This window comes from Klebsiella pneumoniae subsp. pneumoniae HS11286, assembly GCF_000240185.1.
GTDB lineage: Bacteria > Pseudomonadota > Gammaproteobacteria > Enterobacterales > Enterobacteriaceae > Klebsiella > Klebsiella pneumoniae.
Genome location: NC_016845.1, coordinates 673,625 through 689,952, shown reverse-complemented (window position 1 = coordinate 689,952; position 16,328 = coordinate 673,625). Strand labels below are relative to the sequence as shown.

General features: G+C 59.4%; 20 protein-coding genes. 10 read left to right on the top strand and 10 right to left on the bottom strand.

What is annotated here, in order from left to right; translation table 11 throughout:
- The first annotated feature begins 75 nt into the window (after positions 1 to 75).
- The gene (locus KPHS_06510) at positions 76 to 1,437 is read left to right on the top strand and encodes a major facilitator family transporter (protein ID YP_005224951.1); all 1,362 of its coding nucleotides are present in this window, start codon (positions 76 to 78) and stop codon (positions 1,435 to 1,437) included.
- A 3-nt stretch (positions 1,438 to 1,440) separates the two neighbouring features.
- On the opposite strand, the gene KPHS_06500 is transcribed toward KPHS_06510, so the two are convergent.
- Positions 1,441 to 2,277: a putative N-acetyltransferase gene (locus KPHS_06500; RefSeq protein ID YP_005224950.1), complete on the bottom strand. Its 837-nt coding sequence runs from the start codon at positions 2,275 to 2,277 to the stop codon at positions 1,441 to 1,443.
- 29 nt (positions 2,278 to 2,306) lie between these two features.
- On the opposite strand from KPHS_06500, the gene KPHS_06490 reads away from it, so the two are divergent.
- Together KPHS_06490 and KPHS_06480 are read left to right on the top strand one after the other, a co-directional pair.
- Positions 2,307 to 2,843, top strand: a complete 537-nt coding sequence (locus KPHS_06490; RefSeq protein YP_005224949.1) for a putative N-acetyltransferase — start codon at positions 2,307 to 2,309, stop codon at positions 2,841 to 2,843.
- A gap of 69 nt (positions 2,844 to 2,912) precedes the next feature.
- Positions 2,913 to 3,776 carry a transcriptional regulator gene (locus tag KPHS_06480; RefSeq protein ID YP_005224948.1) on the top strand — a complete coding sequence of 288 codons (864 nt, stop codon included), beginning with the start codon at positions 2,913 to 2,915 and terminating at the stop codon, positions 3,774 to 3,776.
- Here the strand turns inward: KPHS_06480 and KPHS_06470 are convergent.
- From KPHS_06470 to KPHS_06430, 5 genes are all read right to left on the bottom strand, one after another.
- A complete protein-coding gene (locus KPHS_06470) occupies positions 3,773 to 4,372 on the bottom strand; it encodes a keto-hydroxyglutarate-aldolase/keto-deoxy- phosphogluconate aldolase (RefSeq protein YP_005224947.1) in 600 nt (199 codons plus the stop codon). The two genes, KPHS_06480 and KPHS_06470, sit on opposite strands and share 4 nt — an antisense overlap.
- Positions 4,359 to 5,231: a 2-oxo-3-deoxygalactonate kinase gene (locus tag KPHS_06460; protein ID YP_005224946.1), complete on the bottom strand. Its 873-nt coding sequence runs from the start codon at positions 5,229 to 5,231 to the stop codon at positions 4,359 to 4,361. Before KPHS_06460 ends, KPHS_06470 begins: the two co-directional genes overlap by 14 nt.
- A gap of 9 nt (positions 5,232 to 5,240) precedes the next feature.
- The gene (locus KPHS_06450; protein YP_005224945.1) at positions 5,241 to 6,728 is read right to left on the bottom strand and encodes a sodium/panthothenate symporter; all 1,488 of its coding nucleotides are present in this window, start codon (positions 6,726 to 6,728) and stop codon (positions 5,241 to 5,243) included.
- A gap of 185 nt (positions 6,729 to 6,913) precedes the next feature.
- The gene (locus KPHS_06440; protein ID YP_005224944.1) at positions 6,914 to 7,306 is read right to left on the bottom strand and encodes a RidA family protein; all 393 of its coding nucleotides are present in this window, start codon (positions 7,304 to 7,306) and stop codon (positions 6,914 to 6,916) included.
- Between the two features lie 10 nt (positions 7,307 to 7,316).
- On the bottom strand, positions 7,317 to 8,756 hold the full coding sequence (locus KPHS_06430; protein YP_005224943.1) for a D-aminoacylase: 1,440 nt from the start codon (positions 8,754 to 8,756) through the stop codon (positions 7,317 to 7,319).
- Here KPHS_06430 and KPHS_06420 point away from each other — a divergent pair.
- Together KPHS_06420 and KPHS_06410 are read left to right on the top strand one after the other, a co-directional pair.
- Complete coding sequence (locus tag KPHS_06420) at positions 8,734 to 8,913, top strand: hypothetical protein (protein ID YP_005224942.1); 180 nt, start codon at positions 8,734 to 8,736, stop codon at positions 8,911 to 8,913. The genes KPHS_06430 and KPHS_06420 overlap by 23 nt on opposite strands.
- A 43-nt stretch (positions 8,914 to 8,956) precedes the next feature.
- Positions 8,957 to 10,177, top strand: a complete 1,221-nt coding sequence (locus tag KPHS_06410; protein ID YP_005224941.1) for an amino acid deaminase — start codon at positions 8,957 to 8,959, stop codon at positions 10,175 to 10,177.
- Between the two features lie 118 nt (positions 10,178 to 10,295).
- Here KPHS_06410 and KPHS_06400 read toward each other — a convergent pair whose 3' ends face one another.
- From KPHS_06400 to KPHS_06370, 4 genes are read right to left on the bottom strand one after another with little or no spacing between them, the layout of a single operon-like run.
- Complete coding sequence (locus KPHS_06400; protein ID YP_005224940.1) at positions 10,296 to 11,312, bottom strand: putative dehydrogenase; 1,017 nt, start codon at positions 11,310 to 11,312, stop codon at positions 10,296 to 10,298.
- Positions 11,313 to 11,348: 36 nt separating this feature from the next.
- Positions 11,349 to 11,597, bottom strand: coding sequence for a hypothetical protein (locus KPHS_06390; protein ID YP_005224939.1), 249 nt, complete (start codon positions 11,595 to 11,597; stop codon positions 11,349 to 11,351).
- Positions 11,587 to 11,916 (bottom strand): hypothetical protein, encoded by a 330-nt coding sequence (locus KPHS_06380; RefSeq protein YP_005224938.1) that lies wholly within the window; start codon positions 11,914 to 11,916, stop codon positions 11,587 to 11,589. The genes KPHS_06390 and KPHS_06380 overlap by 11 nt, the downstream gene beginning before the upstream one ends.
- Positions 11,879 to 12,319, bottom strand: coding sequence for a 4-hydroxyphenylacetate catabolism (locus tag KPHS_06370; RefSeq protein ID YP_005224937.1), 441 nt, complete (start codon positions 12,317 to 12,319; stop codon positions 11,879 to 11,881). The genes KPHS_06380 and KPHS_06370 overlap by 38 nt, the downstream gene beginning before the upstream one ends.
- 64 nt (positions 12,320 to 12,383) lie before the next feature.
- Between KPHS_06370 and KPHS_06360 the strand changes: the two genes are divergently transcribed.
- From KPHS_06360 to KPHS_06320, 5 genes are read left to right on the top strand one after another with little or no spacing between them, the layout of a single operon-like run.
- Entirely contained in the window at positions 12,384 to 12,548 is a 165-nt protein-coding gene (locus tag KPHS_06360; RefSeq protein ID YP_005224936.1) for a hypothetical protein, read from the top strand.
- A gap of 57 nt (positions 12,549 to 12,605) precedes the next feature.
- Positions 12,606 to 13,238, top strand: coding sequence for a 4-hydroxyphenylacetate catabolism (locus tag KPHS_06350; RefSeq protein YP_005224935.1), 633 nt, complete (start codon positions 12,606 to 12,608; stop codon positions 13,236 to 13,238).
- Positions 13,235 to 13,999, top strand: coding sequence for a 4-hydroxyphenylacetate degradation bifunctional isomerase/decarboxylase C-terminal subunit (locus KPHS_06340; protein ID YP_005224934.1), 765 nt, complete (start codon positions 13,235 to 13,237; stop codon positions 13,997 to 13,999). Before KPHS_06350 ends, KPHS_06340 begins: the two co-directional genes overlap by 4 nt.
- A complete protein-coding gene (locus KPHS_06330; protein ID YP_005224933.1) occupies positions 13,996 to 15,462 on the top strand; it encodes a 4-hydroxyphenylacetate catabolism in 1,467 nt (488 codons plus the stop codon). Before KPHS_06340 ends, KPHS_06330 begins: the two co-directional genes overlap by 4 nt.
- Position 15,463: 1 nt before the next feature.
- Positions 15,464 to 16,321: a 4-hydroxyphenylacetate catabolism gene (locus tag KPHS_06320; protein ID YP_005224932.1), complete on the top strand. Its 858-nt coding sequence runs from the start codon at positions 15,464 to 15,466 to the stop codon at positions 16,319 to 16,321.
- The last annotated feature ends 7 nt before the right edge of the window (positions 16,322 to 16,328 follow it).

Sequence of the window (16,328 nt, the reverse complement as noted above, 5' to 3'; positions counted from 1 at the left end):
ACTGTGAAATATGTGGGTGGTCTTTAAACCATTCGTTGTTACTTGGCGTTCAAACATAATAATCAGGAGTCAGGCGTGGAATCACAAAATATAACCATAGACCCGCAGACCGACTTTAAAGAGGGGAAAGCGGAACCCCTTTCAGTTCCCTTAGAAAATACACTACAACGTAGCTCTCGTATTAAAAAGATTCAAACAACGGCAATGATTCTGTTATTTCTGGCGGCGGTGATTAACTACCTCGACCGAAGTTCATTGTCCGTGGCAAACTTAACGATTCGCCAGGAGTTAGGGCTCAACGCCACTGAAATCGGGGCGCTGTTATCGGTTTTTTCTCTAGCCTATGGCATTGCGCAACTGCCCTGCGGCCCTCTGCTGGACCGCAAAGGTCCACGCATCATGCTAGGGCTGGGTATGTTTTTCTGGTCACTATTTCAGGCGCTCTCCGGGATGGTGCACAGCTTTACCCAGTTCGTCCTGGTGCGCATCGGCATGGGGATCGGCGAAGCGCCAATGAACCCCTGCGGCGTCAAGGTGATCAACGACTGGTTTAATATTAAAGAGCGCGGTCGCCCAATGGGCTTCTTCAACGCCGCCTCGACGATCGGTGTCGCGGTCAGCCCACCAATCCTTGCCGCAATGATGCTGATGATGGGCTGGCGCTGGATGTTTATCACTATCGGCATACTAGGGATCTTTATCGCTATCGGCTGGTATATGCTTTATCGCAACCGGGAGGATCTCCCCCTCACCGCCGATGAACAGGCGTACCTTAACGCCGGAAGCGTCAACGTTCGCCGCGACCCGCTGAGCTTTGCCGAATGGCGCAGCCTGTTTAAAAACAAAACCATGTGGGGAATGATGCTCGGCTTCAGCGGCATCAATTATACCGCGTGGCTGTATCTGGCCTGGCTGCCGGGCTACCTGCAAACAGCGTATAACCTCGATCTGAAAAGTACCGGATTTATGGCCGCAATTCCTTTCCTGTTTGGTGCCGCCGGTATGCTGATCAATGGCTACGTCACCGACTGGCTGGTCAAAGGCGGCATGGCACCGATCAAAAGCCGCAAGATCTGCATCATTGCCGGGATGTTCTGCTCCGCGGCGTTTACACTGATCGTGCCGCATGCCACTACCTCTTTCGCGGCGGTGTTGTTAATCGGTATGGCGTTGTTCTGCATTCATTTTGCCGGAACGTCCTGCTGGGGATTGATCCACGTCGCCGTGGCATCAAGAATGACGGCTTCCGTCGGCAGTATTCAGAATTTCGCCAGCTTTATCTGCGCTTCATTTGCACCGGTGGTGACCGGATTTATTGTCGATACCACCCATTCCTTCCAGCTGGCGCTGGTTATATGCGGCTGTGTGACCGCTCTCGGCGCGCTGGCCTACATTTTCCTGGTTCGGCAGCCAATTAGCGATCCGCGTAACGACTAAATCTTAACGCCCTGCCGACCGCAGGGCATTCATCGTTGCGCTCATCTCATACTGTTGTAGTGTCAAAGCGGCATAGCCGGCCGCGGCAAACAGCGGCGTAAAAGTTTCCGGGACCGTCACCGAAGTACCAATGCCCGGGAACTGCTGCGCCAGCGCCTTCAGCAGCTCACGCGCCAGCCCCTGGCGGCGGGCGGCGGGCTCCACCCACAAAAACGACAGTACAGGGCGCGAGCCCGCCGTCGTTAGAACCGCGAAGGCGCGCTGTTCCAGCGTCACGACCTGACATGGCAGAGTGGCGAAGGTAAGCGGATCCAGCAGCCAGGGAAGCTGGCTGTTACTCTCCTCAATGGCGCGCCGAAGCAGGGACAGGGTGGGATAAAGCTGCAATACGCCCGGCACCGGGGGCAGAAGTTCTGTACTCAGGTAGCCGCAGAGCCCATAGCGTCGCGTAAAGCCCAGCGACTGATACAGCGCGACGGCCGCATGGTTATCGCGGATCACCTCCAGGAATACCGTCTCGATCCCCTGCTGTTGCAAAAGCATCAGCAGCTCCTGCATCAGTTTCCGGCCCAGGCCTTTGCCGCGCCAGGCCGGGCGCAGGGCAAAGGCCGCCAGGCGAGCGGCACTCCCCCGGCGCGCGACGATCGCGATCGCCGCCGGTTCATCTCCGGCCAGCCAGACGCGGGAATCGACCAGGCTCATCCCCTCGGCGCTAAAACGCTGAACAAATCCCTCTACCGACTGGGTAACAGGCACCAGGTAGGCTTCAAAACAGGCGTTGAGAATATCCGTTAACTGCACGCTGCTGAACTGCGTGGCGGGAACGGCGGTCAGCTCCATACTTTTCTCCCGAAGGCTGCTATGCTGAGATGATGAAAACTAACACTATAACTGCCGGTGCCGTATTACGCCTGACTCAGGAGAGCGATATCGCCCTTCTGCCCGCCATTGAACGTTCTGCCGCCCAGGCATTTCGCCAGATCCCTTCTCTCGCCTGGCTGGCGGACAGCGAGGTGATTAGCGTTGCGCGCCATCATGATTATCTGGAAACGGAGCATAGCCTGCTGGCGGTAGCCGCCGGGCAACCCGTTGGCTTTATTCTGACCGAACCGCTCGACGATGCGTTATTTATCGTCGAAGTCGCCGTCCACCAGGCCTGGCAGCAACAGGGCATCGGCCGGATGCTGCTGGAGCGGGTTATTGAGAGCGCACGGCAGATGGGCTACCCGGCGGTAACCCTCACCACCTTCCGCGAGGTGCCGTGGAATGCGCCGTTTTATACCCGTCTGGGATTCGCCATGCTCGATGAGCTGACCCTGCCCGCCGGGCTGGCAGCAAAAAGGGAACAGGAGACCCGGCACGGCCTGCCGCCCGAGTCGCGCTGCGCCATGCGCCTGGCGTTGTAGACTTCAGCACTGATTTCAGCGGCGCAATATGGTACAAAGTACCATTCAAAACTTACCCGTTGTTACCGTATGTCCTGGTCAATCGATATTATTTCCTGCATAACAGATCGCTTTGTGGAACTCACGGCGACCGAAAAACGCATTGCGCAGTTTATTCTCGATGATGTCGCGGCGGCGGCGGAGCTGCCCATCGCCGAGATAGCGCGTCTGACGCAAACCAGCCAGGCTTCGGTCACCCGTTTTGCCCGGGCGCTCGGCTGTAAAGACGTCCGCGAGCTGAAGATGAAGCTTGCGCAATCTCTTGCGGTCGGCCAGCGGTTTATCCTCGATGTTCCGGATCTCGAAGGCGTCCAGGGGATCTATGAGTCAATCATCAGCGTACTGGAGACCAACCGGCGGGCGCTGGATATCGAGGCGCTGAAGCGCGCGGTGAGCTGGCTGAGCGATGCGCGGCAGATCCTCGCCCTGGGGATGGGCGGCGGTTCGACCATCTGCGCTCAGGAAATTCAGTATCGCCTGTTTCGCCTCGGTCTGCCGGTAGTCAGCCAGAGCGATGGTCTGCTGGTACGCATGATGAGCTCGGCGGTGACGCCGCAGGATGTGGTGATCGTGCTTTCTCTGGGCGGCTATACCCGGGAAATCATCGAGAGCGCGGCGATTGCCAGCCAGTACGGCGCGAAGGTTATTGCGATTACCCCCGCCGGAACGCCGCTGGCTGAACAGGCGGATCTGGTGCTACCGCTGCTGGTACGGGAAAACGACTATATCTTTAAGCCCAGCACTTCCCGTTACGCGATGCTGGCGATGGTCGATGTGCTGGCCACCGAACTGGCGATGGCCAACAAACCCCAGGCAAAAGGCAAATTACGCCGTATTAAGCTGGCGCTCGACAGCCACCGCGGCGGCGTCGATCGGCAGCCGCTGGGGGACTAACTTTTACTGGCGGAGATAAACCTCTCCGCCTGCTCGCGGGTACGTTCCACGGCCTGTCCGGCGCGATAAAGATCGCTGCCCAGACCGGCACCGGCGCACCCCGCCTGTATCCAGGTCGCCAGACTTTCCGGCGTCACGCCGCCGACCGCCAGCACCGGAACCTCCGGCGGCAACACCGCTTTCAGCGCGCGAATATAGTCCGCGCCGAATGCTGATGACGGAAAGATTTTCAGCCATTGCGCCCCGGCATCCAGCGCACTAAACGCCTCGGAGGCCGTCGCGCAGCCGGCGCACACCAGCATCCCCTTATCTACCGCGCGGCGGATCACCGCCGGGGCCGTATTGGGCGTCACGATAAGTTTCGCCCCAGCTTCAGCGAGAAAATCAACCTGTTCAACCTTCAGCACCGTTCCCGCGCCAATCATCGCCCGCTCGCCAAACTGACGCACCATCGCCGGAATACTTTGCTGCCAGTCCGGCGAATTGAGCGGGATTTCGATATAGCGAAAGTCTGCATTTATTAGCGTCTCAATATGATCTGCCGCCTCAGCGGGTTGAATGCCGCGTAAAATCGCCACCAGCTTAATCTTGTCCATCAATCATCCTCGCTATACCCGAAAGAAACGCCGCCTCGCCGGAGCAACAGGAAACGGCTAACCCACGCGCCGCCATCGCCTGCTGATAACGGGCGTTGAGCGAGTGCTCACCAACCAGCACCACGCGGCTGGCGCGATAGCGTTCGCTGAATGTCGCCACCTCCGCGCCAATCAACAGCCCGGAGAGATAATCGCTCACCGAAGTCGCCGCCAGCGAGCCTAACACCCGCGCGGCGCGGGCGCTAAAAAGCCCGGACAATAACGCCGGCTGATTTAACCCTTTTTCTATACCGAGGGCGAAAGAGGCTTCATCCGGGAACTGCGCAGGCAGTTGCTGGCCGAGCAGCGAATGGTTAAGCAGCAGGTGATGCAGTTCGCCGGTCATCGCCGTGGCGAACTGGCGCACCACGCCGTTTTGCACCTGCACCCATTTGCAGTGGGTGCCGGGCATCACGTAACACTCCGCGGGCATCAGTTGCCAGGCGCCCAGCAGCTGCGTTTCTTCACCGCGCATTACGTCGTAATCTGCAGCCTGCGCCACTTTCAGCCCCGGCACGATCCACACTTTTTCCGCCACCTCATATAACTGACCGTTGAGTGCCTCCAGCGCCAGCGGGCAGGCCAGATAAGGCACCGGTTGCCAACCGGCATCGCTGCCGATCATGCCCGCCATCACCACCGGCAGCGCGGGGTCGCCGCGCCACGGCGCCAACTGCTGCTGAAATACCGCTTCGGCGCGCTGCCCGTTCAGACGCGTGACGCCGCAGGGCAGTTTCAGCTTGTCGATGCATTCGCCATCACGCATCCGCCATGCCCGCAGCTGGGTGGAGCCCCAATCGACGGCAATATACTCGTTCATGATTGCCCCTTACCCGCGTGAGGTATGACGTTTGCCAATCGGCAGCGGCGGCGGCGTTGGGCGGCTTTCACGCTCGCGGGTAATCATCTCCAGCGCCTGCTCGCGGCTCATGCTGCTGGCCGGGGTCAGTAACGTCACCACAACCGAGGCCACCAGGCTCGTCAGCACCGCCGGAATACACGGGTTGCCCCAGAACGCCAGCCAGTCGCTATCCACCAGCACCGCAACCGATGCCCCGGCGCCGCCGGCCAGCGCGGCGACCGCGCCCTGCCAGTTAAAGCGTGTCCAGAAACGGCCAAGCATGGTGCAGATAAACATCCCGGACATAATCATCGAGATCATTTTGGTGATGTAGCTGATGATGTCGTTGGAGGTCAGGGCAAACAGCAGCGCCAGCGCAATCACCAGAACCAGGAAGATCCGCGACAGGCGAATCGCTTTCTCCGGCGCGGGCATATGGCCGGTCACCAGGGTGTAGAGGTCGCGCAGCATAATGGACACCGCGGCGATGGCATCAGAGCTGCCGGAAGACATATTGGCCGACATGCCGGCAATCAGGATCGCCATCGCCAGCACCGGCGGCAGCACCTGGGTGGCAAACAAGAAAGCGAAGCCGCTGTTCTCCAGCTGCGGGTTCATGGTCCATACCGCCATACCGATGATCGCCGGCAGGAAGGAGAAGCCCAGATACAGCAGGCCGGTAATGGTAAAGGACTGGCGCACCGAGGAGACGGTCTTCGCCGAGTAAATACGCTGGCGATAAGAAGGCGTCGCCAGCACGCCGACGCCGATCACCATCGCCAATGATAGCGCCGGCAACACGCCTAATTTATCGACCGCGAACAGGCTTTGCGCCGCCGGATCGACGGCCTGCTGAATATGGTTCCAGCCGCCAACGTGATGAACCGCCAGTATCGCCATTAAAATAAAGCCCACGAACAGCACGATCGATTGAATGGTATCGATCCACACCACCGCGGAATAGCCGCCAATACCGACATAAACCACAAAAGCCAGCGCGATAATAATTTTCGCGACATTAATATCAATGCCGCTGGCCCACGCCAGGTATAATCCGCCGCCTAATATATGCGCCCCCAGCCAGCCTATAGAGGCAATAAAAATAAGTATTGCGACGAGGTTTTTTATAATTTTACTGCCGCCAGTGTAATACGACATTTCTTCACTCATGGTCATGAAGCGAAGTTTACGTACCGGCGCGAATAACCATGCCACCAGCAGAATCCCCACCGCGCCGCCGAGGCCGTAAAGCATCCCGGCCCAGCCGTTGCTGTAGCCAAAGCCGACGGCGCCGACGCTGGAGCCGGTCCCCACCATGGTGCCGACCGTCGAACCGAGAGTGAGGATCATCGGCAGCGAACGACCGCCAAGTAAAAAGTCTTCGCCGGTTTTCTGTTTGCGCGAAACGTACCAGCCTAAGGTAATCATCGCGCAGGCATAAACGGAAAACCAAATCATAAATGACATATTATTCATGGCTCACATCCAGACGTAATAAATAATATTCGTGCCGCTGAATATTATGAGTTAACAGGAACCATGCCTGAAAAAAGGCATAGCGAACCCAGTGGCACCGATTTATTTATTCACTCTGGTGCCGATATCACACTTTTTTGATGCTCCCTCCCGCAAAGGGAGGGATTTATTTTAGGTTTCGAGCGTTATTGTCGCGCAGCGTTAAAACAGGTCACATCCACTTCGACTTTACAATCCACCACCAGGTCCGCTACGCAGCAGATGCGGGCAGGCGGGTTGTCGCCAAAGAACTCGCGAAATACCTTATTGAACGACTGAAAATAGCGCGCATCGGTGAGGATCACTTTAACATGCACCACGTCGGCCAGGGTGTAGCCCGCTTCGGTCATGATATCTACGCAGTTCTGAATCGCCAGACGCGACTGGTCGACAATCCCGCCTTCCACGACTTCGCCATTTTTCATCGGCGTCTGGCCGGAAACGTACAGCCAGCCTCCCGCTTCCACCGCCCGCGCGAACGGCAGGTGCTGCCCGCCGGTACCGGTACCACCTTCTACGCCATAACGCTTGATACTCATACTCAACTCCTTAGTCCATCCGACGACGCAGGAAACGCCCTGCCCGTCCGGTAATTTTCTTATCACTGCCGTAGCTCATCACGCCGTTGACCATCACCGCCTCAATGCCGTCCGCCGGTCGTTTCGGGTCGGAGAAACTGGCGACATCGCGCACCGTCTGCGGGTCAAACAGCACCAGGTCGGCAAAGTAGCCAATTTTCACCAGCCCGCGATCCGCCAGCTGGAAGCGCGCCGCCGACAGCCCGGTCATCTTGTGTACCGCGGTAGTCAGCGGGAATAGCTGCTCGTCGCGGCTATAGTGGCCGAGCACCCGCGGGAAGGCGCCCCACAGGCGCGGATGCGGCATCGGATCGTTCGGCAGCCCGTCAGAGCCAATCATGGTGACCGGATAGCGCATCACCCGCCGTACGTCCTGCTCATCCATGTTGTGATAAATAGCGCCCGCCGGCATCAGCCGCGCCGCGGCGTCGTGCAGGCTCACCTGCCACTCATCGGCGATCTGCTGCAGCGTTTTCCCCGCCTGCTCCGGCTGCGCTTCAGACCAGGTAATCACGATATCAAACTCGTCGGTCACCTGTTTCATATCCAGCGTCGATGAGCTGGCTGAATAGGGATAACAGTCGCAGGCGATATCCTGCTGCTGGCGCATCTCATCGAAAAACGCCAGCGTCTCTTTGGTACGCCCCCAGTTTTTTGCCCCGGCGCACTTGTGGTGCGAAACCACCACCGGCACGTTGCCGTGACGGCCAATACGGAAGGCTTCGTCCAGCGCCTCGAGAATCGGCTCAAACTCTGAACGTAAATGGGTGGTATAGACGCCCTTCCCGGCCGCCAGCTCTTCCGCCAGCGCCATCACCTCCTCGGTGGTCGACTGGAAGGCGCTGGCGTAGGCCAGCCCGGTACTGAGCCCTAATGCTCCCTGGCGCAGCGCATCGCGTAGCTGTACGCGCATGCCGGCGATTTCCGTCTCGTTCGCCGGACGAAACAGATCGTCCATATGGTTATTGCGCAGCGCGGTGTGACCGATTAACGTACCGACATTCAGCGACGGTCGCGCCGCCTCCACCGCATGGGCATAAGCCTCCACGGTGGGATAGATAAAGTGTTGCTGCTCGCCGAGGAGATTCATCGGGTCCGGCACTTCCCCCCGCATGGTGGCGGTCGCCGCACTGATCCCGCAGTTGCCGACGATCACCGTCGTCACCCCCTGGCTGAGCTTCGGCAAGTACTCCGGCATGCGGATCACGTTGATATCATCATGGGTATGCACATCAATAAAGCCCGGCGCCAGTACCCGCCCCTGGCCATCAATCACCTGCTCCGCCGCAACGTCCAGCGCCGGGGCGATAGCCATAATTCGATCGCCCTTCACCGCCACATCAGCACGGTATTGCGGCCCGCCGCTCCCGTCGATCACCGTGACGTTTTTGAAAAGCCAGTCAACTTTCATAGCAATTACTCCCTTTCGACATGCCGATAAGTTAACCATTTACAAGCGCAAAAAACAGTGGAAAACTACGCAAAAATCAGATCGTTTTGTGATACTTTTATTCAAAACGAATAACATTTTTATATTAAAAATATATTTATCAAATAGTTATAAATGATACCCAGCGACTAACCGATTATAAACCCTGAAAGGATAGTGTTATGAAATACCATTCAGCACCGCTCATCCCGCACAAATCCGCCCTCATGTCCGCGCCGGCTAATCTGCTGGCGGAAGAGGTCTGTCTACCCGCCGCGCTGCTAAAAAAGTCGGCGCTGGAAAATAATATTTCATGGATGCAGCGCTACGCCGACGCCCGCGGCGTATCGCTGGCGCCGCATGGTAAAACGACAATGACGCCATGGATATTTCAGGCGCAGCAGCGAGCGGGGGCGTGGGGGATCGGCGTGGGCAGCGCCTGGCAGGCTAGCGCGGCAATGGCCAGCGGCATCCAACGCGTCCTGATGGTTAATCAGCTGGTCGGCAAAGCCAATATGCAGGTGGTCGCGCAGCTAAAAGCCCACTATCGGGCGGTGGATTTTATCTGCTGCGTCGATAGCGAGGTCAACGTGCGCGCCCTCTCCACATTCTTCGCAGACCAGGGACAAACGCTGGATGTGCTGATTGAACTTGGCGTGCCTGGCGGGCGCTGCGGCTGTCGTAGCGTCAATGACGCGCTGGCGCTGGCGCAGCGGGTAAGCGACCTGCCGGGGTTACGGCTACGCGGACTGGAACTGTATGAAGGGGTGCTGCACGGCGACGATCCGCAGCCGCAGGTGGAAGCGCTGTTACAGCAGGCCGCGGCGCTTGCCTGCCGCATGGAGCCGCTGGTTGACGGCGAATTTATTCTCACCGGCGCGGGCACCGTCTGGTATGACGTGGTATGCAACATCTGGCTGGCGGCGGCAAAACCGCGCCGCTGCCGTATCGTCATCCGCCCTGGCTGTTATATCACCCACGATCGCGGGATCTACGATCTCGCCCAACAAGAGCTGATCGCCCGCGATCCGATTGCCTGCGATCTCGCCGGCGATCTTACATCAGCGCTGGAGCTGATGGCGATGGTGCAATCGGTGCCGGAGGCGGATCGCGCGGTGGTAAACTTCGGCAAGCGCGACTGCGCTTTCGACGCCGGGCTGCCGCAGCCGATCGCCCATTATCGTAATGGCCAGGAGTTAGCGCTGCGCGCGGAGTCGATCGTCAGCACCGGCATCATGGATCAGCATTGTATGCTGCGCCTGGCGCCGGGCAGCGATGTGCAGGTCGGCGATATTCTGCTGTTCGGTACCTCGCACCCGTGTCTGACCTTTGATAAGTGGAAGACGTTGCTGCTGGTCGATGACGACTACAACGTGCTGGACGAGCTCGACACGCTGTTTTGACAGGCATCCGGATAGCGGCGCTTCGCGCCTTACCCGGGCTACACAACCCGCGAAGTTCGGTAGCCCGGCTAAGCGTAGCGCGAGCCGGGGGATGTATCGGGTAGCGGCGCTTCGCGCCTTACCCGCCCCGGCGCAAGGCGCAAATCTCATCATGCAATGAACGACTGATAATGACCCCCTGCCGTTCACTCTGCTGGCGGCAGGCAAAACGCCGCTCGCCCGGCAGCCGCGCCCCTTGTTCCTGCATACCCATGAACAGCGTTTCGGCGCGCGCCAGCTGCTCTGGTGCCTGTGCGCCGAGAAAACGCTGCGGATCCAGCGCCAGAATCAGCTCGCCGCCGTAGGGGAGACCGCCCGCGCCGTTATCCCACGCCAGCGATTCGGCGCTGGTCATATCGCCGATAAGCGGCCCGGCCAACAGCTCAACCATTGCCGCCAGCGCTGAGCCCTTATGGCCGCCGAAAGTCAACATCGCGCCGTTCAGCACCTCTGCGGCATCGGTCGTTGGCTGTCCCTGACTGTCGATTCCCCAGCCTTCCGGTAGCGCTTTGCCGGCGCGCTGATGCAGCTGGATCTCGCCGCGCGCCGCGGCGCTGGTCGCCATATCAACAATAAACGGCGGCTTATCCCGCCGCGGCCAGCCGAAGGCGATGGGGTTGGTGCCGAACAGCGGACGTGTGCCGCCCGCCGGGGCGACCCAGGCGTGGCTTGGCGTACAGGCCAGCCCTACCAGCCCTGCCTCGGTCAACGGCTCAATATCGGCAAACAGCGCGGAAAAATGAACGCAGCGATTAATTGCCAGCGCCGCAATGCCATTGTGGCGCGCCTTCTCCAGCAGCAGCGGCAGCGCGCGCTCGTAGGCCAGCAGTGAAAAAGCGCCCCCGGCGTCCGCCCGCGCAATCCCCGGCGCCTGGTCATGGATCTGCGGCTCGGCATCGGGCGATACCTTACCTTTGCGCAGGGTATCGACAATGCCCAACAGCCGCCACAGGCCGTGGGAAGCGCAGCCGTCGCGCTCCCCGGCGGTCACATTGCGGGCAATCGCCGCCGCGTGGTCGGCGCTAAATCCATTGGCGCTGAGTACCTCCAGCGCCAGGTCATAAGCTTCAGGTAACGATAGAGTTACCGACTCCATACTGTTCTCCTTTACTCTTCTTCGTCTCCGCTAAAGTTAGCCTGCGGCAGGCAGCTGCGCGCGCCCCAGTAGTAAATCCCCAACGACATCGCCGCCATCCGGGAGGTGAACGGCGCGCGGCTGATTGCCCGCCCCTCCGCGCACAGCGTGCTGTTTGAAACCGCCGACGGCGGCGGCGTGGTTTACTGGCAGAAACTGATCCTCTGCTGCAGCGCGGGCGGCCTGCAGGCGGTGGCGGATACGATGAACCAGGCCGGAGGCGACGTGACGAATATCATTGAGCAAGCGCCGCTCCCGGCGCTGGCAGCGCTTCGCCGACGCCATAAACCGCGCCTTCCGGCTGGCGGAATCTTTGAAAAACGCGGCGACGCCGGAGAGCCTGCTGTGCCGTTGCGAAGATGTGCGCTGCGGCGACGTGGCTGCCGCCGACGACTGGCTGCAGGCCAAACTGACCCAGCGCCCGCTGGCTGTATGGCTGGCCGCTGCCGCAGCCGAGAGAGCCGCTGTCCCCCGCCCGCGCGGAAACGCTTATTGCCCTCGCCAGGCTGAGCGCCGAGCCGTAACCGCTACTCTTCTTCATCGCCGCGCCCGGCAGGGACGCCAAGCGCAATAAACTCCTCCAGCAGGGAGGTCAGTTGCTGCAGCTTTTCCGTGGTGAACTGGGCCTCCAGCAGGCGATAGGTTTCTTCCACCTCCGCCTGGGCGCTTTCGTACAGCGCAGTTCCGGCAGGCGTCAGCGAGACGTACAGCTTGCGCTGATCGTTAACTGGCTTTAAGCGCAGCACCAGCCCATCCCGCTCCATGCGCGTCAAAATACCGGTCAGACTGGGGCGCAGGATACAGGCGCGAAAGGCCAGATCGTGAAAGTCCATCGACGGACGTTCGGCGAGAATTCGCACGATCCGCCACTGCTGTTCGGTGAGATTGTGCCGTTTGACGATCGGTCGAAAGTAGGCCATCGCCGCTTCACGCGCCTGCAACAAGGCAATGGTTAATGAATCATGCATAGTATCCCCTCAACAGCCTCACCAAAAACTTATTAATAACTTAATAATTAGCGTTAATCCTGCCATGTACAACCGGTTTCTGCACCTGAAAAGTACCAGTCTTTTCCTGAAAAATATTCAAGTTATTGATTTTCAACAAATAAGTAATTGCTATGTAAATATTGTGTTAATCCGATCACAAAACATTCACTTCCAGTTGCTAAACCTCAGCGCAAAGCATAAAAGATGATCATTAATATATTAACGAAATCCCTTTGAACCGAAATCTGTCCCAGAGGAGTGGTGAATGAAAGGTACCATCTTCGCCGTTGCGCTCAATCATCGCAGCCAGCTCGACGCCTGGCGCGAGGCGTTTCAACAGGCCCCCTACAAGACGCCGCCGAAAACCGCGGTCTGGTTTATCAAGCCGCGCAATACCGTGATTGGCGATGGCGAAGCCATTCCCCATCCGCAGGGCGAGACCGTACAAAGCGGCGCGACGGTGGCGCTGATTGTCGGCAAAACCGCGCGTAAAGTGGCGGCGGAAGAGGCGGCGAACTATATCGCTGGCTACGCGCTGGCTAACGATGTGAGTCTGCCGGAAGAGAGTTTTTATCGTCCGGCGATCAAAGCCAAGTGCCGCGATGGCTTCTGCCCCATCGGCACGCTATCGGCGGTACGCAACGTCGACGATCTGACCATCATCACCGAAATTAACGGCCGCGAGGCGGATAGCTGGCATACCGGCGATCTGCAGCGTAGCGCCGCGCAGCTGCTGAGCGCCTTAAGCGAGTTCGCTACCCTCAATCCCGGCGACGCGATCCTTATCGGCACGCCCCACTCCCGCGTCACGCTGCGCCCCGGCGACCGCGTACGTATTCTCGCCGACGGTTTCCCGGCGCTCGAAAACCCGGTTGTCGCAGAAGGAGAGCTGGCATGAAACAGGCACGCATTGAATGGCAGGGACAGGTACGCGACGTGCTGGTCAATGAACGCGACCAGGTGCGCCTGGACGATGGCACGGTATTAAAAGAAGGGGAATTCCGCTGGCTGCCGCCCGCCAACGGCACGCTGTTCGCGCTGGGGCTGAATTACGCCGACCACGCCAGCGAGCTGGAATTTAAACCGCCAACCGAGCCTTTGGTATTCATCAAAGCGCCGAACACCTTTACTGGCCACCAGCAGCAGTCGGTACGCCCGGATAACGTCGAATACATGCACTACGAAGCCGAACTGGTGGTGGTGATTGGGAAAACCGCGCGCCGCGTCAGCGAAGCCGAGGCTATGGATTATGTCGCCGGCTATACCGTGTGCAATGACTACGCGATCCGCGACTATCTGGAAAACTACTACCGCCCGAACCTGCGGGTGAAAAGCCGCGACACCCTGACGCCGATCGGCCCGTGGATCGTCAGCAAAGAGGCGATCCCGGATCCGCATAATCTGGCCCTGCGCACCTGGGTCAACGGCGAGCTGCGCCAGCAGGGCACCACCGCCGATCTGATCTTCAGCATCCCGTTCCTCATCGCTTATTTAAGCGAATTTATGACCCTGCAACCGGGCGACATGATCGCCACCGGCACGCCGAAAGGGCTATCCGACGTGGTACCGGGCGACGAGGTGATCGTTGAAGTCGAGGGCGTGGGCCGCCTGGTCAACCATATCATCAGCCAGCAAGCGTATGAGGAGACACTGTCATGAAAAAGATTAACCATTGGATCAACGGTAAAAACGTTGCCGGCGCAGACTATTTTCATACCACCAACCCGGCCACCGGCGAGGTACTGGCGGAAGTCGCCTCCGGCGGCGAAGCCGAAATCAACCAGGCGGTAGCGGCGGCGAAAGAGGCCTTCCCGAAGTGGGCTAACCTGCCGATGAAAGAGCGCGCGCGCCTGATGCGCCGCCTGGGGGATCTTATCGATCAGAACGTCCCGGAGATCGCGGCGATGGAAACCGCCGATACCGGCCTGCCGATCCACCAGACCAAAAACGTGTTGATCCCGCGCGCCTCACACAATTTCGAATTTTTCGCCGAAGTATGCCAGCAGATGAACGGCAAGACCTATCCGGTCGACGACAAGATGCTGAACTACACCCTCGTGCAGCCGGTTGGCGTCTGCGCGCTGGTGTCGCCGTGGAACGTGCCGTTTATGACCGCCACCTGGAAGGTGGCGCCGTGCCTGGCGCTGGGGAATACCGCGGTGCTGAAAATGTCCGAGCTGTCGCCGCTGACCGCCGATCGTCTGGGCGAGCTGGCGCTGGAAGCCGGGATCCCGGCTGGCGTACTCAATGTGGTGCAGGGCTACGGCGCCACCGCCGGCGACGCGCTGGTGCGCCATCATGATGTGCGCGCCGTCTCCTTCACCGGCGGCACCGCCACCGGCCGCAACATCATGAAAAACGCCGGTCTGAAAAAGTACTCCATGGAGCTGGGCGGAAAATCGCCGGTGCTGATTTTTGAAGATGCCGATATCGAGCGCGCGCTTGACGCCGCGCTGTTCACCATCTTCTCGATCAACGGCGAACGCTGCACCGCCGGCTCGCGCATCTTTATTCAGCAGAGTATCTACCCCGAGTTCGTTAAACGCTTCGCCGAGCGCGCCAATCGCCTGCGCGTAGGCGATCCGACCGATCCGAACACCCAGGTCGGCGCGCTGATTACCCAGCAGCACTGGGAGAAAGTGTCCGGCTACATTCGCCTCGGCATCGAAGAGGGGGCCACCCTGCTGGCCGGCGGCGCGGATAAACCGTCCGACCTGCCGGCGCATCTGAAAGCCGGCAACTTCCTGCGCCCGACGGTGCTGGCGGATGTCGACAACCGTATGCGCGTCGCCCAGGAAGAGATTTTTGGCCCGGTCGCCTGCCTGCTGCCGTTCAAAGACGAAGCGGAAGGGCTACGCCTGGCGAACGATGTGGAATACGGCCTGGCGTCGTATATCTGGACCCAGGACGTCAGCAAAGTGCTGCGTCTGGCGCGCGGTATTGAAGCCGGGATGGTGTTCGTCAACACCCAGAACGTGCGCGACCTGCGTCAGCCGTTCGGCGGCGTGAAGGCCTCCGGAACCGGCCGCGAAGGCGGCGAGTACAGCTTTGAAGTGTTCGCCGAAATGAAAAACGTCTGCATCTCGATGGGCGACCATCCGATCCCGAAATGGGGAGTCTGATATGGGTAAGTTAGCGTTAGCAGCAAAAATCACTCACGTGCCGTCGATGTATCTGTCTGAGCTGCCGGGGAAAAACCACGGCTGCCGTCAGGGCGCGATCGACGGGCATAAAGAAATTGGCAAGCGCTGCCGTGAAATGGGCGTCGATACCATTATCGTGTTTGATACCCACTGGCTGGTCAACAGCGCCTACCACATCAACTGCGCCGACCATTTTCAGGGCGTCTACACCAGTAACGAACTGCCGCATTTCATTCGCGACATGACCTACGACTACGACGGCAACCCGGAGCTGGGCCAGCTTATCGCCGACGAGGCGGTGAAGCTCGGGGTGCGTGCCAAAGCGCACAATATTCCCAGCCTGAAGCTGGAGTACGGCACCCTGGTGCCGATGCGCTACATGAACAGCGATAAGCACTTCAAGGTGGTATCTATCTCCGCTTTCTGTACCGTTCACGACTTTGCCGACAGCCGCAGGCTGGGCGAAGCGATCCTCAAAGCCATTGAAAAATACGACGGCACCGTGGCGGTGCTGGCCAGCGGTTCGCTGTCGCACCGCTTTATCGACGACCAGCGCGCCGAAGAGGGGATGAACAGCTACACCCGCGAATTTGACCATCAAATGGATGAGCGGGTGGTGAAGCTATGGCGCGAGGGCAAATTCAAAGAGTTCTGCACCATGCTGCCGGAGTATGCCGACTACTGCTACGGCGAAGGCAACATGCACGACACGGTGATGCTGCTCGGCCTGCTGGGTTGGGATAAATACGACGGCAAGGTGGAGTTTATCACCGAGCTATTCGCCAGCTCCGGTACCGGCCAGGTTAACGCCGTGTTCCCGTTGCCAGCGCAGGCGTAAGGGGGCC